Origin of the sequence: Flavobacterium sp. ABG (assembly GCF_001027725.1) — a bacterium.
Classification (GTDB): Bacteria; Bacteroidota; Bacteroidia; order Flavobacteriales; family Flavobacteriaceae; genus Flavobacterium; species Flavobacterium cupriresistens.
This window is the reverse complement of sequence record NZ_LEKS01000026.1, coordinates 1-23,691: the sequence shown is the minus strand read 5'-3', so window position 1 is coordinate 23,691 and position 23,691 is coordinate 1. Positions and strand designations below refer to the sequence as shown.

Below are 23,691 nucleotides of genomic sequence, written 5' to 3'. Positions count from 1 at the left end.
TGGTTTGACTTGGTTTTTGTTAGAAACATTAGAAACAATGTGTATTCGGCTTGTTTATAGCGTGTTATGTTTCTGATTGTGTTTCTTGATAGGTTTTGAGTTTGGAAACATAAAAAATAAAAAGAAACATTTGGTTAGTATAAAGTAGATTTTTTTTAACCAGATCTTTCCCGGCACTTTGTCCAGGAACTAAAAATAATCTACTTTATTATATAGAGCTCTTATGCTTACTTAAATTGTATTTGATAATTTATATATTTGGTTAAAACTAAAAAAAATGAATAGAATAATACTAATTGGAAATGGTTTTGATTTAGCTCATGGAATGAAAACAAGCTATAATGATTTTATTAATGATTATTGGTCAAACACAATATTAAGTATATTAGAAATTAAAGAATCGTCATTTGAAAATTTAGAAATTAAAATTACGGAAATATCCTCGCTTTTGTCTTTGTATTTGTCTAAAAACAAGAGTTATCAAGATCTTGTTGAAGGCTTGGAGAAGACAAAAGGCAAGATGGTTTTTAAAAACAAATTTCTTGAGCAAATAAATGAAAAAAAGCAAATTCAAAATTGGGTTGATATCGAAAACGAGTATTATTTGCTTTTAAAAAAAGCATTTAAGGATGAAAATTGCACATATAAAATTTCTCAATTAAATTCTGACTTTACCGAAATACAAAAACTATTAGAAAACTATTTAAAAAAAATAGAAACGAATTTCAGAAATGATTTTGGTAATGATGAAAGTGATGTCAATTTAAAAATATCTATTGGTAACAAAGTCTACTCTCAATTCAAGTTGAAAGATTTTACTGAAGCATCTATTAATAAAAAAGTTGACTCTGAATACCTAGAAATTAAGGATGACCTGAAGGCTATTAATTCTGGAATTGTTAACATGAAGGATATAAATGAGAAAAAGCAAAATTTAATCTCCGCAATAGGGAAAAGTGATCCTAGAACAATCATAAGAAAAAGATTGCTTTCTGAAACAGCTACTAATTATTTTAATCTGCAACCGGCCGAAATTTTATTTTTGAACTTTAATTATACTTTTACTGAAATTTTGTACAATAATCTTACTTGGTTTGAGCTTATCAATGTTGGTAAAAACCTAGAAAAAAGTGTAATTCATATTCATGGAACTACGGACCCAAAAGATAATAATAATGTTATTTTCGGTTTTGGAGACGAAATAGACGAAGATTACAAATCTATTGAAAATCTAAATGATAATATTTTTCTTGAAAATATAAAGTCAATTAAGTATTTCGAAACAGATAATTACAAAAAACTATTAGAATTTTTAAATAGTGGAGATTACCAAATATTTATTTTTGGTCATTCTTGTGGAAATTCAGACAGAACGCTTCTAAGTACACTTTTCGAGCATAAAAATTGTGTCTCGATAAAACCATTTTATTATAAAAGAGAAAAAGATGATAACTATAGTGAAATTGTACGAAACATTACTAGAAATTTTAGTAATAAAGCAGTTTTGAGAGATAAAGTAGTAAATAAAGAATATTGCGAACCCTTAACATAAAAATTTTGTTTTAGGACAATTTTTAGATAATGAGAAAGCCGTTGCAAAATTCTGCAACAGCTTTCTCATTAAAAAACAAAACTAACGACATTTATTTATTGTGGTGCAATCTCTAATTCAGGAACATTTCTCCAACGCAAAAAGGCTTGTATTCCATTATAATCTGCAGTGGTCAAAGACAAGTGCCATGTATCGCTAACCGCATTATAATCATATCTCACGTCTGAACGAATATGCAAGGGGTCAGCGCTCATAAATGAAAACGTGTTATTGTCAGGATTCACAATTAATTTGACATCAAAGAAGCGATGAAATGAATTAGAATTAAATCTAAAAAACAAATCATCTAAGGAATACAAATATTCTATGCTCGAGTTATTGGACATCAAAGGGTTTAAATCAGTACCCCCGTAAAACGGTTTAATGTAAGGCGTTAAAGTGTTCTCTGTAAAACCGCCATATTCAACGGTAACATCATTGGGATATTCTGCACCCTGCAATTTTTGAAAACGTATAAACTTTGAATTTTTAGTGATAAAATCTTTACTATGAACAAACGTAGGTCTTACAATCCCGTACAAAGAATTTTTTAGACTACCAGCATCCCCTGAACCGCTTTGAGTTTTATTGCTTACAAAGAAAAACTTCTTTGATAATTCGATTAAGAAATCATTAAAATTGTCCGCTTCAATAACGGGCACACACGCTTTGTTATCCACATGATTATAATCCAAAATCAAAGGGTTTTCCCCGAATGAAGCATTCGACTGTATTTTAAACTGATTTGGAGCTTCGGGGATTCTCAGGACATTCTGAGACGGACTTAAAGAAGCAATCAGAGTATTGTCTAATTTCTGCAGTAATACATTACCATTTGTGTCTTTTATTAATTTTATGATTCTTTGGGAAACGCTGTTCATTGGTTTTTATCTTTTAGATTTAGACGCTTTTTTTATGGTTTTCTTTTTAACGGCTTTCTTCTTTGCAGGTTTTGCTTTGACGATTTCTACTTTGACAATTTTACCGCCTTTTACATATTTAAAACCTTTTTTTAGTGTTCCATCTGCTTTAAGTCCTGTGGATTTAACAACACTTCTACATACTTTTTTTAATCCTCTTACTGTCTTTTTTGTTACTGCCATGATTGGTTGATTTTTGATTGATGAATGATTGAATTGTAGATTTTTTCGTCAAATTAGCCAGGAGAAATTTGCACCGGCGCTTGAAAAAAATCTACTTTTATTAACTTACCACAAAGGATAATTTTTTGTTTTTCGTTGTTGGTTCTGGTGATGCTTCGGGTTCTTCTCTCTGCAGCTTTTTATAAAAAATGTTGAATTTCAAAGCATCAAGGGGTTTGCTTTGGTAACGATTTTTGTCGGTGTAGATGTAGTTTTCTCTGTAATCGGATTTTTTCTCAGTAAACAAAACTACATCAGCATCAAACTGACTTTTACTCCCTCCTCTCATTTTACCGTCTGTGGTCTGTTGGAAAATGACAATGAACAATTTACCGTCGTATTTCTTTCTCAAATCTTTGTCCACTTCAAAGCCTTTGTGCATTTCCTGCATTTTAGAAAAACTATCGATAACTATTACATCATTGTCCCTAATGAGTTTGTCTAAATCTGAAACGCTTTTAATCTCAGGAGCTTCAATATTTTGCAACGCCTTAGGGTTTAAATACTCTTCCGCTTTGTCATAATACAAACTACTCTCGGGATGTTCCTCGATACTCGCATGACCAACTTTGTAATTTTGAGCTAAGGCGTTGATAAGCTGAAAACACATTCTAGTTTTCATTGATCCCTGACCTCCCGTAAGAGACACGACAACACTTTCTTTTGTCTTTATCTCAATTTGTCCAAGAAACTCGGCAATGTCTTTATGCTCTACTTTATAAAAATCAACATTGGTAGGTTTGTTAGCCATTTTATAAGCAAGCGTATTTTTGTTCACGTTTCCCTTTATAACTGTAACCTTTTGCTTTGCAACGGGCTTTGCAATGCTTTTTATAACAATTGCCTTTTTAGGTTTTGATGCTATAATTTTTCTTTTCCTTTTCGCAGCTCCGGTTAAACCCTCGAACAAATCCAATTGTTTGGTTTTAGGTTTTTCCTTTGTTTTTGTCTTTTCTTTAATGATCGGTTTGGCAACTACTTTTTTGATAGGCTCGGGGATCGGTTTCAAAAGCGGTTTTTCTTCTTCTTTTTTTACCTCTTGGGTATTTACTACCTCACGCCCTAAAATATGATTACTTGCCTTTTGAGCTTGCGCCGATGCTTTTAAGAAAAAACGATTGTCGTCGGTGAGCTCGTCAATTAAATGCCTGTTCCAACTCTGCAGATACTTTGCGGAATTTTCTTTAGTATGAAACAAGATTCCTGATTCACTACAAAGAAAGACCGCCCCGAGCTCTGCAATTAATTCCTCAAAGGCATAATTTCCAGTACCGCCCCCTTTTCTTGTACCTGTCATATCTCTGTTGAGCCTTTTTTCTGCGCCTGTACTGTGTACGGCTTCATGAAAAAAGGTAGAATAATAAAAGGCTTCACTTGTAAAAGCTTCGATAGTCGGCATATTTAATTCGTCCGTACTGGGGCGATAATAGGCTCTATCTCCAACATTGGTATATTTTGGAGGATTCTTAAACCCGTCAATTATTGCCTGTGCTGCATCGATTGGATTGGTAACTTTTCTTTCTTTTGCTTCAGGGAATTTTAAACCTTCACAATCATCAGCTCGAAATACATTGTAATACTTTAAAACAGGAAACTTGGTGAGATTCTTTTTTAAATCGTCTTTGGTAAGTGCATTGGCTTTTACAAAATCACCAAACTTTTTATTATCGTTGGTTTTGAATTTCAGGTTGTCGCTATGGTAGTCGTGAATGAGCGTGTAATAAATAACACGTCTTGCCTTACTACCTTTTTTAAGCTTTGCTTTGGCTTCTTCAATTTGGTTAAACGTCAGATAGTAAGGTTGGATGAAATCTGCAGGAACTAAATAAGGATTTTTGTTTTCATCGAATTTTATATCATAGTTCAAAATAAAATTTGCTCCTGTGTATTCCTTTTTAGAAACATAATTCATAACCGAATTACCTGTACCTGAACCTTTCCATTCTTTTTGCCAAGGCAGATGTCCGACTTTCTTGATTGTATTGATAATCAAATCCGTGATGTAATTATAAATTTCATCAGGAGAAACGGCGTTAAGTCCGTCGCTGTGATTCTCAGGGATATACTCCAGAGTAGGTAGCAGTATTTCAGCTTCTACGCCATTGAGCCCGAAAGGCTCTACCAGATTATTAATTTCAATTAAAAAAGTATCATCTTTAAAAACTTGTAGCACCTTTATAACCCGTTTTGAAATAACCGTGTGTTTTTCTTTTTCGGCTTTCAAAAGCAAATCTTCGAGCGTTTTCCTTGAAACGATTAATCCGTTAAGGCTGTTGAATTCTTGTGCTAATGTCATTTGATTATAATTTATGTTCGATACCCAAAACACTTACAATAGCTTCGATGCGAATATCATTGCTTGTAAAGTTGCTCCCTGCCATTGCAGCAAGCACGTTTACAATAGTGGTCTGCAGATTCATCTGAATCGGTATATTAGGAATTACGATACTTGAATTAGCTGCAATTGTTATGGCATTAATATTTACGTTGGCTACTCCTAAAAGCATGTTCTTTTTGTCGTAAAACAAAATTCGTTTGAGCCTTACGGCGCTGATTTTAGCGGTGAAATTCTGCGCTGTGGGATTGGTTAATTTTAAATCTAAATTGAAGGTAATAAAGGGTCTTGCATCATTCCACTTGGCATCTAGTTTTTTAAAAGCTACAGGATAAACTTTGACAAATTGGAAGTGTTCCATTATTTCGGTTACTCTGCGCTTCAAAAGAAAATACCCCGCAACGGCTGCTATTCCTACTCCTATAACTATTTTTTTAAGACTCATTTGTGCTGTTTTTTAAATAAAAATTCGTCCAATTCGCCAGGATAAAAACACTAAAAAAGCACCTCCCAAATACGCTAAAATTTTAACCCAAAAAGGGATGTATTTCACCGGAACATGTTTGATTGTGTGATCCCCTTTGATATAGATTTTTTCTTTATTGGTGGCTGTAGTTTCGTTTTTGGTCTGGGCTATTTTTTGCCATGCTATAATCTGATTTTTTAAACTGTCGTAATAAAGCCCTGCTTCATTGTCACCTGATTTTTTCCGACTGTTCAGCAATTCCAAAACCCGTTGTATTTCTGCTTTGGTGATACTGTCACACTCGGGCTTTATAGTTTGTATCTTGGGGATTTGTATTTTTAAAGTGTCATTGATAGCGTTGTTTATAACGGTTGTTTTGATACTGTCTTTTTTGTGATTTGAAACCGTCTCTATGGTGCGATTGCTTTCAATTGGTTTGGAAGCGCAGCCATGTAAGGCAATGCAAAGGGAAGAGTAGAGCAGAATGAAAACGAACACTTTTAAAAACAATTTAAACGGATTCTGTGGGCTAATACTGGTATTCATGATTTCTTTATTTTAAGTTTTAGACTATCGAAAAAACTGCTGATTAATTCTTCGACTTTGCTATGTATAAGAGTTGAGAGCGAACCGCCCCAAGCGCAGATAACATAAGTTAACATTTTGTTGATGCTCAGATATTGGTCACAAACAGTATAAACTGAGAAAGCAACAAAAAAGCTGATTACGGCTTCGGCTAAAAACCAACTCAGTCGTGGGGTTTTACCCTTTTGAACAGCGATATAGATTTTCATAAAAACCCCTGCCAGTACGACAATGAGAAATAAAAAATAATCCTGATAGTATTTAAGCTCGTCTATGATTTGATTTATGAGGGTGTTTTTCATGTGTTTTTATATTTATAAGGTGTAAGCCAATTCCAAGCGTAAGTGCGGACGCTGCTAAAATTAGGTAGTGGTTTCGCTTTTTTTTTTAATAACTCAACACTGATGTTTTGAGCTGCATAATGCTTGAATTTTTTAATTCTGTCATCGAGTCCGTTTGTTTTCCCGTTGACTTTTATGGTAATAGCAGTCATTAAATTGGCATCGGCAAGGGGATTTAATTTTTTGTAGATAGCAAAAAACCAAGCTGCTGAATCCACGGCAATAGCCGTTTGAAAAAGCAAATCAGGATTACCCACTACGTCATGGCCTGAATATCTTTTGTAAGCTTCATAATTAGCCTTACCCGTTAATTGAATAAAACCACGTCCTCTATATCGCCATCCGTCCCCGCTGGCAATGTTTCCGTTGCCGTTTTTGTTGGCATATCCAATATTGGCGATCATTTGTTGATTGGCTTTGTGGTCTGCGGTTCTGCCGTATTTCTGAGCCTCTGCGATCGTTAAACGAGAATTAAAAGGACTTGTAGATAAAAGCCCTTTAGGGGTATAATTCAGATTCTCGACCATTCGGGTAAAATTGCCTGATTCATGGGCTAATTGGGCTAAAAAGTGGGCAATTCGAAGCGGTGTATTAACACTATATTTTGTAAATGCATTTAAAAAAATGCGGCTGTTATCTAAAATAAAACTCATTATAAAATCACTTTTTTAGGGGTTGTTTGAGGCTTTGTCAGCAGGTAGATTAAGCCCGTGAGTGTTACAGCTCCAATAATTATTTTTTCAGTTGTTCCCATCTTAATACGCTTTTATGGCTGAGGCATTCACGAAGTAATGAACCCCGTCACGATTGATTAAATACTGCCCGCCCGTTTTGGCTCCGACAAAAACGCCGATGTGCTCGCCATAATCAAAACTCCCTCCGATAAAGGGTTTTGTTCCGATGTTGAAATAAGAACCGCTTGCCGTTTTTTTGGCGTTGTAAAGGCTAACATCATTTTGATTCGCCATGAGTTTCTGTCCTTTTTTGGGTAGAATGGGAATAATTGGCAAAGCATTTAAAACATTTTTAGAACTGTTTTTCGTTTTAGAAAAAGTATTAAGACTAATTCTCGAAACTCCTTTTTTGCTTTGCAGGGCGAGGGAGGTTTTATTCCCGAAAACACCATCGATTGTAACGCCCAATAGTCTTTGCAATTCTCGAACTTCAACTCCTTTGCTTCCTTTGCTCAATAGTTTGTTTTTGTCTAAAACTGCCCCTGTGCTTGGGATTTTAATCGTATCATTTTGAGGAACTACTGTGTCGGGTTCGGGTACTTCGGTTAAAAGCTCTTCCTGCTTTTGTCTTTGTTTTTTTCTCCAATACAAATAGCCTATACCGCTAACGGCTACCAGTCCAACTCCTATAAGTACTTTATCTTCATTGTTCACTTTCATGTGTTGTAATTTTAATTGTAGATTTTTTTTGAATAGATCCTCAGCTGCAGCTTTTCCTGGCGCGCTAAAAAATCTACTTTTAGATTTGTTCTTTTGCCGTGTTCTCCTTTATAAATAGAGAGGGAATTTCTTTCGTAGTAAATTATAATCGGCATCGTTTAACTCCTCTTTAAGCCATGTTTTCAGGGGTAATTTTGTACCGCCAATGGTATTGTAACCTAAAATGCGATTGTAGTTTTTAAGACCAAAGGTTTTACTAATAAGCCCAAATTGGGCTTGGGTCACACCTGTGAGGGTCTCAAAGATTAAAGTTTCATCTGTACCACTGTAACGGTTCATTGCTTCATACAACACGGAAACTTTTTGACTTGGAGAAAAAACGGGCATAAGATTTACGTCACCTTCATCTACATATTTTTTGCCACCTCCTAAGAGCGATTTTCCGTTTTTGTTGGTTTTGGTCAGTAGATACGCCCCAATACCTAAAATCACTACTGAAACCCCTACGATGATTATTTTCTTTTTATCTGTCATTAGAAAAATCCTTTTATTAAAAATCGCAATTTGGCTATATCATCCTCTTTAAACTGATCCTGCAGCCATTCTACTAAATTCATTTTAACTAGTGTAGTGCTTCTGCGTTCTCCAAACTCATTGTAAACCCTGATAAAACCGTTATGATTGAGCCCCGTTAGATTATTTTCGACGGTGTTATAATTAGCACCGAAACCAAGCAGCGCCGTATAAATGGCCTCCGCTCTTGCTCTTGCCTGTGTTACATTGATATTACTGGGTTTGTATCTCGTATCCTCTGAGAGTCTGGAAAACCCTTTGAGCACCTTGTAATACAGAAGTGTTAAGAGCCCGCCAACGGCTAAAATTTTTAAAAACGTGATTCCTGTACTGATTCCCTTTCTTGCGGCATCCTGAGAGTTGGCAATTGCTTTTTGTCCCTGAGGACTTGACAAGACAGTTGCTACAACGGCAGGATTAGACAACCCTTTCTTTCTCATTTGCTTTGGTTTTTAGTTAGACAAAAAACCTTTTATCATAGAGAAATTGGTTTTTAACTGTGTGATCGCTTTGGGGCTTTTACAGAGTTCAGCCAGTTTGCCAAGCGCCTCACTATCGAGCTCTGCGAGTTCAGTAAGGGCTTTGGTTTTTGCTTTTTCCTCAAAAGGATTGCTCGATTTGATGTTTATTGTAATGCTTGTTTCTATGCTTGCCATAATTGGTGTTTTTTTAATAGTTGTGCTAATTCATTTGAAAATTCAACATTTGTATTTAGTCCGGTGTTGATACTGTCCAAAACAGTTACAACGGTATCATCAATGTTTTGCAAAGTCGTTGCAAAGTGTTGTTTTACATCGCTGGAATATTGCTCCATTGCCCCTGCAAGTCCTGCAACTGGTGCAACTCCTTTAAAGGCAGCCAATAAAGCAGGCGCATTTTGTACCGCACCTTGAACGGCTCCCCACAAACCACTTTCTTTATCAGTATTGTATTTAGAAAGTAATTGCTCCTCTCGGATATCCTCGTACTTCTTTTTTAATTCCTTATTCTCCGCCTTTAGTGTTTCTGCTTCGGTAAACAATCTCGAAGCGTCATTTTTAGCCACCATAAGATTCATAATGTCAAGTGTACCAAGACCAAAAGAATTAGAGAAAACGTCAACCTGAGGTGTTTGTACTTGCGGTAAACGTTGTACTTGTGGGGTTGGGGTTGGCTCAGAGAAATTCACTTCAAAAGAAGTACCGTCCACTTTGTAGGAACTACCGTTTTTGCGTTTCAAAGACAGACTTAAACGGGTGTGTCCTTTAGCAAAAAGACTTTCAAAAAATTCCTCTGCACTTCCATGCGCTGCAAGGATTTCCAAGTGGGTTTTGTTGCGAAAAAGAAATAGATTCGTATTCAAATCCAAGACAGAAACAGCCGAGTAGGTATCGGTATTTAATTTCTCTATAAGGTTGTCTAATGCTAGCATTTAATGAATTTTTTATAAATAATATCTATCTCTTTTTTGTTCCAAGTAAAGCCCGAAAACTTCTCTGTTGTGTCTGTATCCGTTGCAAAGCGAATGTTTAGTTCTACTTTTGAGGTTGTACCGTCGGGCGGCACTAAGGTTATTTTTTCCTTACTCGCAATTTCAAAATCATTGACAAAGACAGTTACAAAGCCAGAATTAACAACCTGCAGCGTAGTTACATTGTCAAATGAAATTTCCTTGTCTTGTTTTAGTTTTAGAAAAACTACTGCTGTGTTTACTACGATAATGTCTTTCATCATTTTGATTTTATTTTAAGAGCAAGGACTTTGTTGAATTTTATACATCAGGATCAAATGAAAATAGGTCTCTTTATCTACTGCTTTCTTTGTTTTGGCTCTAAAAGTGTAGGTCTTGGATTCGGTATCAAAGAGTAAGGGTTTGTAGCTGTCTTCAAATCCTGAGCCTTCTCTTCGTTTCCAATGGTTGATGTGTGTGGGTTTTGAAAATGCGGAGCTGCTGTCGTCAAAAATTCCATATTCTGCAAAATTGTCCATGTCCGTATGATTGGTGTGGAGTTCTGCTCCCATAATAAAACCAACATCTAAAGCCGTTGTAAATGATGCTTCTGTTTCTCCCTGTTTGATGGTCATATTGACTACTTTTTCTCTTACTGCCATTTGTGTGTGTTATTTGAAAAAAGCCGTAACTGCTTACGTTTTACGGCTTTTTTGTGAATACTAAACCTTTTGATTATCGTTTTGCTTGGTGTACTCTAAATTCGAAACGTACGTTAACTTCGGCAGTCGTAGCCACAGCAACCCCTTTTGGGTATTCGATTTCAATTTCAAATTCCATATTTGAACGAATTAAAGGAGAAGTAGAAAGGTTTCTGAAAAAATTCGTTGTGTCACCTGTAAGATCGGTAATTGGCATATCGGTTAAGACGTTACCATCTTGTTTGATTCGAAGCTCTGCATTTAAAAAAGCAGCATCGAAAAGTTTGTTTGAATTGATATGTGTAGCGTCCCAAACTTCATTTCTAAGATTGGCGCTTGCATTTGAACCTCTGAGTATTCTAATGCTGTCAATGATGTAGTCACGTCCGGCATTTAATTTATTTCCGTCAAAGTTGGTTACACCGACTTCACGTTTGGTATTCACATCGACAATCCCAACTGTACCCCCTTGCCCTTTGATGGCAACGTTTAAATACAAGGTTTTGTCTGTAAGTTCTACCTGTCCTACTCTTGGAACTGCTCCGTTTCTTTTAGCCTTAATTGTCGCTACCGCTGACGCTAATTCTGTTCTTCTGCTCATTGTAATTGTTTTTTGATTGATGATTGATAATTCAAAGCTTTTTACAGCTCGTTTTTATTTTGTTTTTAACTGCTTATTGGTACAACTCTTCGTAAAGTTCGTGTTCATTTACTCCGTTTAACCCGTGATCTTCTTCGCCGTAAACGTCTGCTTCCGCTCCGTTTAAACCGTCTTGTTCTTCGTATAACTCTTCGTATTCTCCGTTTAATCCTCCATCATGGAAAATATTCCCTTCTTCATCGATGAAAGAGCCGTTTAAGCCTTCATCATGAAAAATATTTCCTGCTTCATCGATGAAAGTACCATTCAAACCTTGCTCGTCATATTCATAAATATGACCATCGCCACCCATAAACTGACCGTTTAGACCCTCACCATCAGGGCAGGCTAAACCAACTACACCTTTTGCAAATAATGATCCTTTACCCGTTCCTGTAAATTTTGAGCTCAGGTGTTTTTCAGATACTTTTCTAACAGCGATTAAAGTCTGCACAACTGCGCTACCTATTAACGCTCCTCTTAAAAGATTATCCTTTGTATTAATACCTGAAACTTTTGTTGCACCAAAGGCAGATACACCCGCCAGTACAAGATTCATTAACGGGTTTTCGGATTGAGGTAATAACGTACTCGCTCCATTTGACAGCATACCGCCGACAATTCCTCCTCCAATGACTACTACTTCTTTATTCATTTGTGATTAATTTTAATTACTTACTTTTTTTTGTGGCTAAATAAATTCCGCCTCCTACAACTGCAGCGCCTAAGACATACAAAAGAGTGTTGTTCTTTGCAGGGGTTTGCATTGGTTTTGCTGTTGAAATTGCCTTTACGGGGGTTAACTCACCTACGGGCTGCTCCGTTACATTACTTTCTGATGATTCGTAAGAACCACTCTCACTTTGTTCTGCTGCTGCATCGGTGGGCATTGTGGCGTAAGAGGCAGGAACAAGACTATTTACGGATTCGATTTGTGGACGGGCTCGATTTTGTACTGCACCTACAACTTTTCTACCTAGTGAAGTTTTGGAAAAGGCTATTCCTTTTCTAACGGCTCTGGATTTTGCAACTTTGTTAATTAATCTGCCTCCTTTTGAATTTAAAACCTTCGAGATTACACCGCCTCCAATTGGAATAAATCCCGCTGCAATAGGAGCAGCAAACTTGGCTACTTTGACGGCATTTTTTAAACTGACGCTTCGCATCCTGATTTTTTTCATCCATCTGGGCTTACCTAAGCCCGTTTCATCTGCATTAATTAGTATCATACTTCATTGTTTAATTAGTTTTCTTTTAAAAATAAAAACCCAAAGAATGCTCCAATTCCTAAGAATACGGGTAGGTTAGCGTTTTTCTTTGCAACGGTTGGGGATTTCTTTGCAAAGCCTTTGGGGTTTGTTTTGGATTTGGGAGCATTCAGCCCATAATGGGGTAGGTTAACTTCTGTGTCGTGTGCCATGATATAAATAGGTTCTCGGTTTGTGCTAGTTGTGCCGTCTATGATAAAATAGCCTTGTTTTATATCGCCTGTCTCTTGATTCAGCGGTACAATTACGTAGACATGGGTATACAAATCAGGTCGGAAATTAGGCTGTTTGATTTGTCTGATATAGTGCCTTATTCCCATGTTTGCCAGTAAAGAGCTCGCAAAAATTGAGTAGGTTTTGCAATCGACCCCCTCGGCTCTTTGTTTAAAAGCACAGGCAGGACTTCTAAGCATTTGCTCCACGCCATCGGCTTTATACTGGATATGATTGTATAAAAACCAATATATTTTATCGCAAGTTTCTTTGAGTGTTTCTTGTTGCAATTGCTTTGCAACTTCCTTTGTCTGATGGTTGTATTTGACAACCATTTCTTTTATCATTCTGACCGTATCAAAGGTAGAGCCGTTGCCGAGGTTAGTCTTATCACAGCTAACCTCTGGAAACAACGGTTCGTACTCTTGACCGCCTAAGATGTTCCTCTGTAACAAGTTATCAATATCCATTTATCTCGTTTTCGTTCTTGTGTTAGGTTGTTAGGCTTTTCTTTTACAAAGATGCACAGGTTATTTGTTTACGATTCAGGATTTACAAGGCTTGCGGGAGGTTTTGTAGGATTGAATAGCTTTGCAAAGGTTTTGCAAGGGAGTTGCAAAGAAAATCCAAGGTTTTTTACCTGAGCGCCTATATAATCTACTTTTTAAGAGAATTTAAAATAAAAAACTTCTTACAATTGTTTTGAATACATAAAATGTATACTTTTGATTTTTTTTAAGAAAAAACTGTAATATACTTCCCCATCTATTACAGCAAATAGTAATTAATACTTAAGTCTATTAACAAACCTAGATTATAGATGGGATTAACTAAATCCAATTCTGCCCAGCAAAATGCGAAATGAAATGGAAAAAAAAAGTAATGAAGAGTAACAAACTAGAAAAAATTAAGAAAGTAAAAAGAATAATTCTTTTTACTTTGGCATTAGCACTAACGAATTGCCAGCATGAAGAAAATGCAGTAGAACAGTCACAAAGTTCAATTCAAACTGTAAGTATCAACGAAGCTAAAGCTTTTTTATTAACATCACAGAATAATCCTGCGGGTAAACTGTCCAGTAATCAAATTGCAGGTCTTGACTTAGAAAAAATTACGCAAGAAAAATTGGGTAATACAGATCAGTTGCTCACTGTTATTCCTTTTAAGCGAACTAATGCGGTACGATTTGATAGAATACTTCTTCTTAAAGTTAATAATGTAGTTAGGAGTGTTGTATATAAAATGTATGCTGATGGCTCACAAATTACATCTTCATTTTCCGGTAAAATTTTGATATCCGATTTAGATGGAAACTTCATCAATGGTTTTCACTTGGAAAATGGCATAGCAACCCTGCAATACATAAAGAAAAGCTCGAAGAGTATTACAAATAAATCCAGTAGTGATGAGTATGGCGGAGATTTAGAAGGAGTTACGGTATATAATAGGTATAAGAATAATAGGTTTATTCCAGAAATTGCCGATTTCGGCTGGGGGGATAATCTTAGCAGCGGTGGCGGCGGTGGAGAAGTTACTTGGGAGCAAGACCCGGGAGCAGGAGATACTGGAGGTAGCACTGATAATTCCTCAGAAGATGTTCCTCCTAGTTGTGAGAGTTTTAATTTTACATCAAAAAAAGGTGCTAATTGGCAAGAATCTGCGGTTAAAAATATCACCTTAAGAATCGTTGTTCTTACTCAAGATAGGGTTGAAGTAACAAATACAATGATATTTCCTCAGGCTGTGCTTTTCGGTATGCCGATAAATTTTAATAAAGGAAATGGGGATGTTACGGCTGGTGCGGCTGCTACAGTTTCTGCTATGGCTCTTAATGAAACAATGAAAGAGATGACGAAACTGTATACTCGAACATTAACAAATGAATTAACATTACGGACGAAATTTCAAGAACTTTTAATAAAAAATTATAGATTTTACACAAATGGCGGAACGGTAAATTTCAATTCTACATCCACTTTACCAGCAACAAATTATAAAACAAACCCAAGACAAACTGGGCTTTGTGATAATTGATTTCTATATCCATCGACAACTCTTATTAAAAAAATAAAAACGATGAAACAGGAATTTTTAAATTAAATTTAAAGAATGATAGAAGATGTTTTAATAAATTTTGTGCACCTCTATTATCCCAAGAATGTATGTCCTTGGGATGATAGGGAAGCCTATTTAAAGACTTTAGAATATAAAAGATTACAATCTACAATTGACTATTTTGATTCTGATGAAAGCCAAACAATACGAAATAGTATAAAAGAAGAATTTCAAGATGATTTAATTTTAAAAGAATTTGAAGATTTCTCTATATTAGATAGTAATCAAGATAGATGTTATACGTTTTTTTTAAATGTATTTGAAGGAGGGGAATTGTATTCAATTTCTTTGTATCTGAGTCTTTTAATTCCATATTACACAATCAGTAAACAAAGGCATGCAGCAGAACCTTTTTATTCAAAAGCAAGGATTGAAGAATTAGAAAAAGAAAAACTAGACACAAGAAAAATTGATGACTTAATTCTTGCTGCTGAAAGAATAGTTGAGGACAAACTTTTTTATGAAAAATTTCCACCATTGCTAATGGATAATATAATTTTAGATGTAAGTTTTGGTGATATTAATTTAGGTCATTTCACGATGTTTAATGCTTTTTTTAACAACAGAAAATAAATGAAAACAATAACTAAATACTATTTAATTTTTCTAGTAATCAGCCTTTTTTTTGTAATATATTTTTATTTTGATATGCATCTTTATGTTTATGCATATTATGATACTTACTATTGTATAAGCTATTTCTATTTTGCTTTACTATTTCTAATATTTGGAAGTTCCATTTACTTCTTTAGATTACTTCAATTAAGACGAAAAAATTGAAACTAGAAAAAAACCTCGAATTTATTGTTCGAGGTTTTAATACTACCATAGAGATAAATTAAACTTAAATACCCAATCTTTATTAAAATGATTGGGCATTTTTTTAACTAACGAACCCAATTATTGATGATATGATTAATAAAATTTTTGAAAATTTAGTTTATTTGTTTTATCCTAAGAATGTATCTGCTTACACAGAGAAGGAGAAATACTTTGAGACTGAAGAGTATATTAGATTAAGTAATATAATAGCTGGCTTTGATACTGAGGAAAGTAAAAAACGTCACATTGCACTAATAAATGAGTTCGAAAAAGACTATACCTTGAAAGGATTTAGAGATTTTTCTGCATTTGATCTGGAGGATAGATGTACTACTTTTTGTTTAACCATAATAGAAGAGGGAGAGTTATATACATTATCATTGTACACAAGTTTTTTAATTCCTTATTATGTTGTCAAATGTCAAAAAAATATGATTGAAATGTTTTTCTCAGATTTGGAAATTGCTCAATTGCAGAAAGACAATATTGAAACTAGGAAAATACCAGATTTAATTTTAGAAATTGAGACCATTGTTGAGAGTAAATTATTGTATAAAAAATTTCCAAAAGAAATGCTTGGCAATGTTATTCAAGATGTTAGTTTTCAAGATTCAGACTTTGGGTATTTTAATCTATTTAATGCTTTTTTTAATAATTGTATAATATAACTAAAATTAGTAGAACAATTCCAATTTAGAAAAAGCAGCATTCAAGATTGAAATACTGCTTTTTTACTTTACAAGTTATTTTGACTGAAAATCGATTTTAAGGCGGTTTCTTATTAGAAAGGTGTATTTGTCTTTATCACCCTCTAATACCTTCTTAAAAAGCTTTATTTTGATTTCTTCGTCATTTAGATAGCCCGAAAGCTTGTTTGCGGAGGTTAATTTTGTGTTTTTGATTGGATTTTCTTTGTGATTTTCCAATACACGAATAATAAAGCTGCGATTTATTAAGGCGTTGGTTTGGTTATTAGATTTTACTGCCATCTTGTTTATAGTGGTTTTTCGATTGATAATATTGCAAAGCCTTCTTGTAATCCTAATGTTGTGTCCTCAAAAACATTTGTTATTGTCCTTTCATAGCTCCAATTAGATGACTCTTCAAATTCTAGTATTTTAAATCGGATAGTATCACCAACTTTAAAATCTCGGTCATTTTTCCGAAGCTCCCAATTCTTTTTTCCCGTGAAATGCAACTGGGCAAATTCATATTTTATTTTTAATTCATGTGTCATAATATGGCGTTTAAAAGTTGACTTTGCAAAGCTTTTCCCTTTGCAAAGGATTTGCGGTATTCATCCAACTTAATTTTTAATTCCTCTGAAAGAACAAACCCGTCAGGCACTCCATTGCGATCAATAAAAATAATAACTTCAAAAGTGGATATGTTTTTGGCAAATAACCGTGCCCCGACAGTTGCAGATTTTCGGGTTTCATTGATAATGTCATTGATTTCTTTTCGAATGTAGTTTACTGTAAATTGGCTCATAAAAAGTTCTTGAAGCTGCGCTTTGTTTCGAATATAATTTAGGGTTTTAAGGTTCATAGGTAAGTAGCTTAGGGTAGTTAATAGATGTGATTTGTTTGCTCGATTTTTTTATTTTTCTTTTTTCAAGAAAGTACTTAGTTCATGAATTTTTTTAGACGCTGATTTAAAAAAGTCTAGCTTTAATTCGAGAGAATTAATTGAGTCATTTTTGAGTGAAATAGTTTTCTTTAAATTCTCAATTTCTTTTTTTTGGGCTAAATAACTATCCAGAGAATAAAACAGAATTTCAGGAACAGTTTTAATATTTTGGGCATCTGCCACTTTTTCAAGTTGCTTTAATTGTGTTGTTGTAAAACTTCGGATGTAGGTGCTTTTCTTTATCATAATGGTTTGAATTGTAGATTTTTTTTGCTCAGATCTTCCGCTGCAGCTTTTCCGGATTCTTTAAAAAGTCTACTTTATTTGTAGGTTAGTTTTAATTTTGCTTTTCTTCGATTATTTCTACTTCGTCAAAAATGCCAGTAGGAACATATAATTGGCAACTGGTGTACAATTCCCTGAACGTTTCTAAATCGGTTTCTTCGGAAAAATAAAAAGGTTGTGTGCATATCGCACCTGTAATAGATTGTTGGAAATAAATTGCGCCAATTCTTTTGTCTCCAAAAAGGTCTGCGAAATCTTCCTTTTTAGCTTCTCTTAACTTCATGAATACATATTTTGCCATAGTCGAATTATTTAAAAGGGTAAATCATCTATTTTTTTGTTAGGGTCAAGTTGCAAAGGCTTTGCAATGGTTTGTTCTATTAAGTCGCTTTCTTTTGCTAATGGAGCTCCTGTTGTATTAATGAAAAAATGATAAATTGAGTTTCTTTTACCTGTTACGCCATTGGTGATTGCTTTCTTCTTACCTTCAAGCACATAACTTTTTTTACTTAAATACGTCATGTATTCGCACCAATCTTCAATACCTTCGGTCATTTTAGCCGTGGCCTTAGCCGTTTTCCCTGCAGCTCTTTTGTAATCGTCTTGTACATCGTCCGTGTGTATGTAAACGTTTAGATTTTCTTCGGTAAAAAAATCATTGCACCATTTCAATTGCACATCGCCAATTTTCTGCATTAGATTTCGAACTACTAAATTTTCTTTGGGAGGGTCAATTTTATCGGCTTGGGATAGATAGAACTGTACACATTGCATCCAAAAATTATCATCATTATTCCAATCTTCTACCGAGTAGGTTTCATCCCAAAGTGTAGCCCCTTTAAAATCATCTTTTACGCTTCGAGAGTTTTCATATTCTTTGCCGTCAGAGTGGTAATAATCGGAATATTGGCAAAGCAATAATCTTCGTAAAAAAGATTTGTTTAAATCGTTGGGTACATAGTTACTGGCGCATACTTGTTTTGGGCTGTCTGCAAAAGCCAATTTGAAAATTTTACCTCCTTTCTGGTTGGCTTCTGTTTGTCCTGTAATTTGGTTAAATACGGGATTATGATTCCAAAATTGGCTTGCATCATCTGTGAATATGATAGGAGTATTTTTAGTTACGCCACTCATTAAGAAAGTAGCTTTGTTTTGATCCTGCCGACCGTCTATAGTATGCCAGTTCGGAACTATTTTTTCTAAAGTTGAGATGGTCAAACTCTTGGCAGAACCTCCGTTTGCATCTGCAATTTTATCTCCCTTTTTGGCATCCATTGCAAAGACATAATACGTCTTTGCAGCATCTTTGTATTGGTGTAGTAGGTAGCCAATACAAAAGATTTTATTGATTAGCTGTAATTTTTGTATAGCGATTTCCTCCTCACTAAGCCCCGAACCTGCAATGTTAAAGCGATTAGCGTTGTGATAAGCTTCCTTTGCTTTAGTATCTTTACCCTTGAAATTATCTTCTAACTCTTTTTGCCAAAACATACGGCTTGTATTAATCAGGATATTAAAATAAGTACAATCTTTTTTTAATATTTCAATATCCCAATTTCCTGAAATGTCCTTTGCAATGGTAAAATGCGGGCTTTGCAATTTTATTTGTCGTTTTAGTATTGAAGTGTCCCAAACCATGTTGTCAGTTGGTTTGTGTGGCTTTTCTGCAATGCCTTCTTTAGTTATAATGATACTCCTGTTTTTATAGTAGTACATCTGCGAGGTTCTTGTACCGCTTTTGGTATTAATCTCTTTTTTAGGCAAATCCAAAAGCGCCTTTTTTGAAAAATAAGTGCTACGCAAAACCATGTTTTGTATCTTTCGATCAATGGCATTTTCGATTAACCATTTACTCACAAAATCTTTAACATCACTAGGCTGTACTTTTGTAATTACATTCTTCTTTTGATGAATGAATTTTATTTCTTCGTCGGTGTTGTCTGGGTCTTCTACATACTTGTAAAAGCCATTGTGCTTTAAAAAGTAGTTCATGCAAACATTATCCAAAGAATACGCCCCACCTCTCGAGCTATCTTGCCAAGACCAGAATTTAAATTCTAAGGCATTTCTCTTTAACTTTTCAAATTCAGTAACTACAGTTTCTAAATTAGATGATGCCTTGGCACGTACCCAGTCGGCAATATCTTTCTGGTTTGTTTCTGTAAGGTATTCAGGTAACCAAATGCTTTTTATCTCTAAGAAATTCAATCCTAATTTTACAGCCATTTCAACCCCTGTAGTATCTAAATCGGGAATATTATAAACGTTTTTGCAAATGGTTTGCAAAAGGTAGTATTCGTCACTATTTATTTGTTCGGTTTCGGAGTTCATCCAAACAACATTATAACCCAAGGAGGCAACGTTTAAACCATCAGACCCGCCACTGCAAATAATTACACTGTCTAATTGCAAATCATCCAATTGAGTAAGTAAATTCTCTTTTAAAGACTTGGAAGGGTTTTGTTTTAGCTCGTATTTTATACGTTCTAAAGTGGTCAAATCCACCTCAGAAATTAATCTTTCAAGCCCATAAATATGTCGGGTTGGTTTTACTCCTAGAATGTGGTGTTTCATGGCGTAAGGGTCAAATCTTTCCCCCTCCTTATTTTTGCTTAGGTTTGCTTTTGGCTCATAGATTTTTACAAAGCCATCTTCTTGGTAACCATAGATAGGGTATTTTTCGGTTGCCGTTATGGTTTTTAATAGCCTGCTTGTAGTGTTTTTTTTGAGTGTTACGGTACTATAAGAAAGGATAGACCTAAAGTTATATTCAAGCGCAGTGTATTCTGTTGCAAAGGGAGCAATGTTTTTTAGTCCGTTTACAGAATCGGCAAATTCAACATTATAGAAACCAACTGGCTCGTCGGTGGCACTAAATTTTAAAAGAGGTTTGTTGAGTAAAACGGAATCTTCGGATAGATTATATAGAGAATATAAATGCTTTAATGCGTCAATAAATTCAACATTTTGGTCTTTACAGATGTAATTTATTGCATTTATGGCAGCTTCTCCGCTTTTAAAATCTTTGTAATACCAAATACCTTTTGATTTGCTTAGTTTTATCGAATTTGAATTGTCACCTGCTACGATACTAAAACCTTTTTTCTCAAAACCTTTAGATTGTGGGAGTACTTCGTGAAAGTATTTTAGTCCTCCGTCAATTTCTATTATTTTCTCAAAATTATATGCGTATTCCATTTTTTGGGGTTGGTTTGGTTAACTAATAGTTAGGTCAGCTTATAGTAAAGTAGGGTCAATGACCTCTTTTTCTCTTGCAATAGCCTGATAACAAATAGTTAATAGTTTGTCATAAATATCATTCAAATCTTCTTTCTCCTTAGCAGAAAAAACTGTGCCAAGAGACAAAAGATCCTTTTGTAGCTCTAGCCTGTGAGTGTATGCAATTAATTGTGTAGGTGTAAAAATTGCCATATTAAAAAGAGGATTTTTTATTGATTTTTGCCTGTAGTTTTTCTTTCCGTTTTTGGGTTAATTCTAATAGTTTTAAAATTTCAAATTCGACAGTTTCATGTGGTTGAATTCCGGAAACTATTTTTTGGATCGATTCGTTAGAAAATGGTTTGCTTCTCGCATTTAGAATATTTCTTTCTGTGAGGTGCAGAATAATTTTAGGGGCGTAATGACCGCCTAGAATTTCTTTTATTTTGGTTTTGAATGTTGGAGTTATCATCGGTTAGGAATTTCTAATTGAATTTGATAATTATAGTTGTTTTGCAATTCGAGTACATACTTGTTTTTTAAGTCATCATCAAAAGGCAGAAAAATGGTTTTGGAATTAGGTTCAAAACGGTACAGCTCTTTTATTCTTTGATGTAGTTTATATTTTCGATTACTTTTTTTGTCGCTTTTAGTCTTCATAATTTATAGTTTTCTCTTTACGGAAAACCGTAAGATTTTTTTTAGAAATGACTTTATATTTTTCAGTTATTCACGCTTGCTTTCTAATAGTTTTTTAATAAAGTATGATAATGGATTAAAATCGTAAATTGCGAGGTATTTTAATTCCGCTTTTAGGTGGTTTTAAATCCGTTTAATACAAACAAATATATAAACAAAGTTTAGATTATTGTGTTTAATACGAACAAAGATTATAATTTTTAATAATATTTTTTTTAAATGTCTGAGTTAGAAAGAATTAGAAAGGTTTGTGATTGGTTGATTTTTGCCGAGTTTGCCCAAAGTGATAGCGATTTAGCTCAAAAACTGGGTTATGCGAAGTCTTCTCTTTCCCAAATTTTAAACGGTAAAGTTCCATTGTCGGAAAAATTTATAAATAGAGTTTGTTATTTTAATAAAAATATAAACAGAGTTTGGATTTTGAATGAAGAAGGAGATATGTTGTTAAAAGGCATTCTTAAGGATGATTCTGTAGAAAAAGTTAAACAATTGCAAGAGCAGTTAAATGATAAAGCGGAGATAATACTATATCAGAAGAAAGAAATTGCTTCGTTGCAAAAGAAATTGCAGGATTACGAAAATAAGAAGCTGTAAAGAAAGATTAGTTAAAATGCTATTTGATGGCTAGCTTTTAACGTTGTTTAAACACATCTTTTCCTTAAGGTTAGACAGATTTTAATATGAGTTTAAGGTGTTTTTTCTTTGTTCTATTTTGTTTATTCCTTATTTGTTTCTAGTTTTTTTAGAAACAAAATAATATTAGAAACAATAAAGAAACACATAAAACTACTGAAAACAAGGGCTAACGTAATTGTTTCTAATGTTTCTCTTTTATTTCATATATATTTATGGGGGGAGGGGGAAAAAGAGGGTAGAAGTAAAAAACTGTTTTTAAAGTGAGGATCATAAATAAGGTATTTAGTTTATAGAAACACACTATAAACCGCCCTTTCGGGCTTATCATAGTGTGTTTCTATAAACTAGATGTGTCCTTTTCAGCAACCGCTACGCTATTGCAAAGAATAACCCGTCCAAAGTTGGATAATTGAGGTGAAAAGTGGTTTTTTTAGCATTTTTAGCTAGTTGCAGAGAGGGGAAAAAGTCTGTGAAGTACTGGTTTTGTTGAAGTTGCTCTCTGCAGACCTGTGTCAAATTTGTGTCAAATGAAGTCTAATTTAAGGCTTTTTTAAATTATAAGTAACTGACAATGATATGGTTGTGTTTTTAAAAAGCGAAAATTAAAATCCCATCCTCTCTGCAATATTAAAACCGCAATTTCATGTTATGATGAGATTGCGGTTTTTTCGTTTATTCCACTTTTTCTGAAGGTAGAGAATAAATGATTACTGCTTTGTTAATTAGTGTGTTTATGTCATCTTTTTTGGTGTTGTTGATTCCTTCTTATTATTGTAGTCAAGATTTCTTCGGTGAAATCCATTCGTTTCGATCAGTTTTCTTTATATAGTACACCCTCAACCCGACAGGTTTTCAAAACCTGTCGGGTTTGTTTATTAGAAACGATATATAATAAGGTAAGGAATAATAGTTCTTTTATATAATGTATATGGAGAAAGTTGATAAGATCAGCTTCCAGCTTAGAAGATAAACGTTCAAGCTAGATATTCCTATATATAATCATCAGGCTAAATTAAAAAGCGTCCAGTTTATTATAGATTCCCTAAATCAGATACTATAATATATAGGAGCAATCATATCCTTAATTATACGTCCTCAACCCGACAGGTTTTCAAAACCTGTCGGGTTTATTATTCTAAGTCCACAAGCCCCAACATCAAAAAAAGAAGAAACTTGGCGCCTTTGCGTCTTTGCGAGACTATCCAGAGTAAAGAGAGAGTCCGAGAAGCAAGAATAACTCCGAGGATCTAAACCCTCAAAAGAGCAAAACTCCAGCAAAATCAGCCCTTCCCAAAGAACAGCAACAAGACAAAACCACAACATGAAAGAAAATTCCTAAAAACAACAAAAATCTAAGTTTTGTAAAAACGCCATTACCAATAAGTTAAGAAAAATATTTAAAAAAAGGCAAAATAACCTCTTCAAAAAGCTTGTAGAAACGAATAAAGGGACTACTTTTGCACCCGCAACAAGACAGACGTTCCCTGATAGACTGACAAGATAAGAGGATTGATTTTTTAGGAAAGTTTGAGGAAACTAAATAAAAAAAAGATTCAAAAAAGCTTGTGAGATTTGAAAACGCTGCTTACCTTTGCACCCCGCAAAACA

32 protein-coding genes are annotated in these 23,691 nt (G+C 34.4%); 5 read left to right on the top strand and 27 right to left on the bottom strand.

What is annotated here, in order from left to right; all coding sequences use genetic code 11:
- The first annotated feature begins 277 nt into the window (after window positions 1–277).
- Window positions 278–1,552: an AbiH family protein gene (locus AB674_RS20130; RefSeq protein ID WP_047779087.1), complete on the top strand. Its 1,275-nt coding sequence runs from the start codon at window positions 278–280 to the stop codon at window positions 1,550–1,552.
- Window positions 1,553–1,647: 95 nt separating this feature from the next.
- Here AB674_RS20130 and AB674_RS20125 read toward each other — a convergent pair whose 3' ends face one another.
- The 18 genes from AB674_RS20125 to AB674_RS20040 all read right to left on the bottom strand — a co-directional run bounded on the left by AB674_RS20125 (window position 1,648) and on the right by AB674_RS20040 (window position 13,148).
- A complete protein-coding gene (locus tag AB674_RS20125; protein ID WP_047779086.1) occupies window positions 1,648–2,472 on the bottom strand; it encodes a hypothetical protein in 825 nt (274 codons plus the stop codon).
- Window positions 2,473–2,478: 6 nt separating this feature from the next.
- Complete coding sequence (locus AB674_RS20120) at window positions 2,479–2,694, bottom strand: hypothetical protein (RefSeq protein ID WP_047779085.1); 216 nt, start codon at window positions 2,692–2,694, stop codon at window positions 2,479–2,481.
- 100 nt (window positions 2,695–2,794) lie between these two features.
- Window positions 2,795–5,029 carry a zincin-like metallopeptidase domain-containing protein gene (locus AB674_RS20115; RefSeq protein ID WP_047779084.1) on the bottom strand — a complete coding sequence of 745 codons (2,235 nt, stop codon included), beginning with the start codon at window positions 5,027–5,029 and terminating at the stop codon, window positions 2,795–2,797.
- Window positions 5,030–5,033: 4 nt separating this feature from the next.
- Window positions 5,034–5,513, bottom strand: coding sequence for a hypothetical protein (locus AB674_RS20110; protein WP_047779083.1), 480 nt, complete (start codon window positions 5,511–5,513; stop codon window positions 5,034–5,036).
- A gap of 12 nt (window positions 5,514–5,525) precedes the next feature.
- On the bottom strand, window positions 5,526–6,080 hold the full coding sequence (locus tag AB674_RS20105) for a hypothetical protein (protein WP_047779082.1): 555 nt from the start codon (window positions 6,078–6,080) through the stop codon (window positions 5,526–5,528).
- Complete coding sequence (locus AB674_RS20100; RefSeq protein WP_047779081.1) at window positions 6,077–6,421, bottom strand: hypothetical protein; 345 nt, start codon at window positions 6,419–6,421, stop codon at window positions 6,077–6,079. Before AB674_RS20100 ends, AB674_RS20105 begins: the two co-directional genes overlap by 4 nt.
- Entirely contained in the window at window positions 6,418–7,113 is a 696-nt protein-coding gene (locus tag AB674_RS20095) for a glycoside hydrolase family 19 protein (RefSeq protein ID WP_053004342.1), read from the bottom strand. Before AB674_RS20095 ends, AB674_RS20100 begins: the two co-directional genes overlap by 4 nt.
- Window positions 7,114–7,215: 102 nt before the next feature.
- A complete protein-coding gene (locus AB674_RS20090) occupies window positions 7,216–7,854 on the bottom strand; it encodes a peptidoglycan-binding domain-containing protein (RefSeq protein WP_047779080.1) in 639 nt (212 codons plus the stop codon).
- Window positions 7,855–7,962: 108 nt separating this feature from the next.
- Window positions 7,963–8,388 carry a hypothetical protein gene (locus AB674_RS20085; RefSeq protein ID WP_047779079.1) on the bottom strand — a complete coding sequence of 142 codons (426 nt, stop codon included), beginning with the start codon at window positions 8,386–8,388 and terminating at the stop codon, window positions 7,963–7,965.
- Entirely contained in the window at window positions 8,388–8,867 is a 480-nt protein-coding gene (locus AB674_RS20080; protein WP_047779078.1) for a hypothetical protein, read from the bottom strand. Before AB674_RS20080 ends, AB674_RS20085 begins: the two co-directional genes overlap by 1 nt.
- Before the next feature lie 12 nt (window positions 8,868–8,879).
- Window positions 8,880–9,083, bottom strand: a complete 204-nt coding sequence (locus AB674_RS20075) for a hypothetical protein (protein ID WP_047779077.1) — start codon at window positions 9,081–9,083, stop codon at window positions 8,880–8,882.
- Entirely contained in the window at window positions 9,071–9,838 is a 768-nt protein-coding gene (locus AB674_RS20070; protein WP_047779076.1) for a hypothetical protein, read from the bottom strand. Before AB674_RS20070 ends, AB674_RS20075 begins: the two co-directional genes overlap by 13 nt.
- A complete protein-coding gene (locus AB674_RS20065; RefSeq protein ID WP_131701565.1) occupies window positions 9,832–10,140 on the bottom strand; it encodes a hypothetical protein in 309 nt (102 codons plus the stop codon). The genes AB674_RS20070 and AB674_RS20065 overlap by 7 nt, the downstream gene beginning before the upstream one ends.
- A gap of 12 nt (window positions 10,141–10,152) precedes the next feature.
- Complete coding sequence (locus AB674_RS20060) at window positions 10,153–10,518, bottom strand: hypothetical protein (protein ID WP_047779074.1); 366 nt, start codon at window positions 10,516–10,518, stop codon at window positions 10,153–10,155.
- A gap of 73 nt (window positions 10,519–10,591) precedes the next feature.
- The gene (locus tag AB674_RS20055; RefSeq protein WP_047779073.1) at window positions 10,592–11,158 is read right to left on the bottom strand and encodes a hypothetical protein; all 567 of its coding nucleotides are present in this window, start codon (window positions 11,156–11,158) and stop codon (window positions 10,592–10,594) included.
- Window positions 11,159–11,231: 73 nt separating this feature from the next.
- The gene (locus AB674_RS20050) at window positions 11,232–11,852 is read right to left on the bottom strand and encodes a hypothetical protein (protein ID WP_047779072.1); all 621 of its coding nucleotides are present in this window, start codon (window positions 11,850–11,852) and stop codon (window positions 11,232–11,234) included.
- A gap of 16 nt (window positions 11,853–11,868) precedes the next feature.
- Window positions 11,869–12,426: a hypothetical protein gene (locus AB674_RS20045; protein ID WP_047779071.1), complete on the bottom strand. Its 558-nt coding sequence runs from the start codon at window positions 12,424–12,426 to the stop codon at window positions 11,869–11,871.
- A 14-nt stretch (window positions 12,427–12,440) separates the two neighbouring features.
- Window positions 12,441–13,148: a transglutaminase-like domain-containing protein gene (locus AB674_RS20040; protein WP_047779070.1), complete on the bottom strand. Its 708-nt coding sequence runs from the start codon at window positions 13,146–13,148 to the stop codon at window positions 12,441–12,443.
- A gap of 391 nt (window positions 13,149–13,539) precedes the next feature.
- On the opposite strand from AB674_RS20040, the gene AB674_RS20035 reads away from it, so the two are divergent.
- From AB674_RS20035 to AB674_RS20025, 3 genes are all read left to right on the top strand, one after another.
- The gene (locus AB674_RS20035) at window positions 13,540–14,712 is read left to right on the top strand and encodes a hypothetical protein (RefSeq protein WP_047779069.1); all 1,173 of its coding nucleotides are present in this window, start codon (window positions 13,540–13,542) and stop codon (window positions 14,710–14,712) included.
- Window positions 14,713–14,787: 75 nt separating this feature from the next.
- Entirely contained in the window at window positions 14,788–15,366 is a 579-nt protein-coding gene (locus tag AB674_RS20030; RefSeq protein WP_047779068.1) for a hypothetical protein, read from the top strand.
- A 338-nt stretch (window positions 15,367–15,704) separates the two neighbouring features.
- Window positions 15,705–16,283 (top strand): hypothetical protein, encoded by a 579-nt coding sequence (locus AB674_RS20025; protein WP_047779067.1) that lies wholly within the window; start codon window positions 15,705–15,707, stop codon window positions 16,281–16,283.
- A gap of 75 nt (window positions 16,284–16,358) precedes the next feature.
- Here AB674_RS20025 and AB674_RS20020 read toward each other — a convergent pair whose 3' ends face one another.
- From AB674_RS20020 to AB674_RS19980, 9 genes are all read right to left on the bottom strand, one after another.
- Entirely contained in the window at window positions 16,359–16,604 is a 246-nt protein-coding gene (locus AB674_RS20020) for a hypothetical protein (RefSeq protein ID WP_047779066.1), read from the bottom strand.
- A 5-nt stretch (window positions 16,605–16,609) separates the two neighbouring features.
- Window positions 16,610–16,852, bottom strand: a complete 243-nt coding sequence (locus tag AB674_RS20015) for a DUF3850 domain-containing protein (protein WP_047779065.1) — start codon at window positions 16,850–16,852, stop codon at window positions 16,610–16,612.
- A complete protein-coding gene (locus AB674_RS20010) occupies window positions 16,849–17,163 on the bottom strand; it encodes a hypothetical protein (protein ID WP_047779064.1) in 315 nt (104 codons plus the stop codon). The genes AB674_RS20015 and AB674_RS20010 overlap by 4 nt, the downstream gene beginning before the upstream one ends.
- Before the next feature lie 51 nt (window positions 17,164–17,214).
- On the bottom strand, window positions 17,215–17,427 hold the full coding sequence (locus AB674_RS20005) for a hypothetical protein (protein ID WP_131701564.1): 213 nt from the start codon (window positions 17,425–17,427) through the stop codon (window positions 17,215–17,217).
- Window positions 17,428–17,581: 154 nt separating this feature from the next.
- The gene (locus AB674_RS20000) at window positions 17,582–17,830 is read right to left on the bottom strand and encodes a hypothetical protein (RefSeq protein ID WP_047779062.1); all 249 of its coding nucleotides are present in this window, start codon (window positions 17,828–17,830) and stop codon (window positions 17,582–17,584) included.
- Window positions 17,831–17,841: 11 nt separating this feature from the next.
- Window positions 17,842–20,727, bottom strand: a complete 2,886-nt coding sequence (locus AB674_RS19995) for a hypothetical protein (protein WP_047779061.1) — start codon at window positions 20,725–20,727, stop codon at window positions 17,842–17,844.
- A gap of 39 nt (window positions 20,728–20,766) precedes the next feature.
- Entirely contained in the window at window positions 20,767–20,961 is a 195-nt protein-coding gene (locus AB674_RS19990) for a hypothetical protein (RefSeq protein WP_047779060.1), read from the bottom strand.
- A gap of 1 nt (window position 20,962) precedes the next feature.
- Window positions 20,963–21,220, bottom strand: a complete 258-nt coding sequence (locus tag AB674_RS19985) for a hypothetical protein (RefSeq protein WP_047779059.1) — start codon at window positions 21,218–21,220, stop codon at window positions 20,963–20,965.
- The gene (locus AB674_RS19980; protein ID WP_047779058.1) at window positions 21,217–21,408 is read right to left on the bottom strand and encodes a hypothetical protein; all 192 of its coding nucleotides are present in this window, start codon (window positions 21,406–21,408) and stop codon (window positions 21,217–21,219) included. Before AB674_RS19980 ends, AB674_RS19985 begins: the two co-directional genes overlap by 4 nt.
- Window positions 21,409–21,666: 258 nt before the next feature.
- Between AB674_RS19980 and AB674_RS23000 the strand changes: the two genes are divergently transcribed.
- Window positions 21,667–22,041, top strand: coding sequence for a transcriptional regulator (locus AB674_RS23000; protein ID WP_047779057.1), 375 nt, complete (start codon window positions 21,667–21,669; stop codon window positions 22,039–22,041).
- Window positions 22,042–23,691: the final 1,650 nt, after the last annotated feature.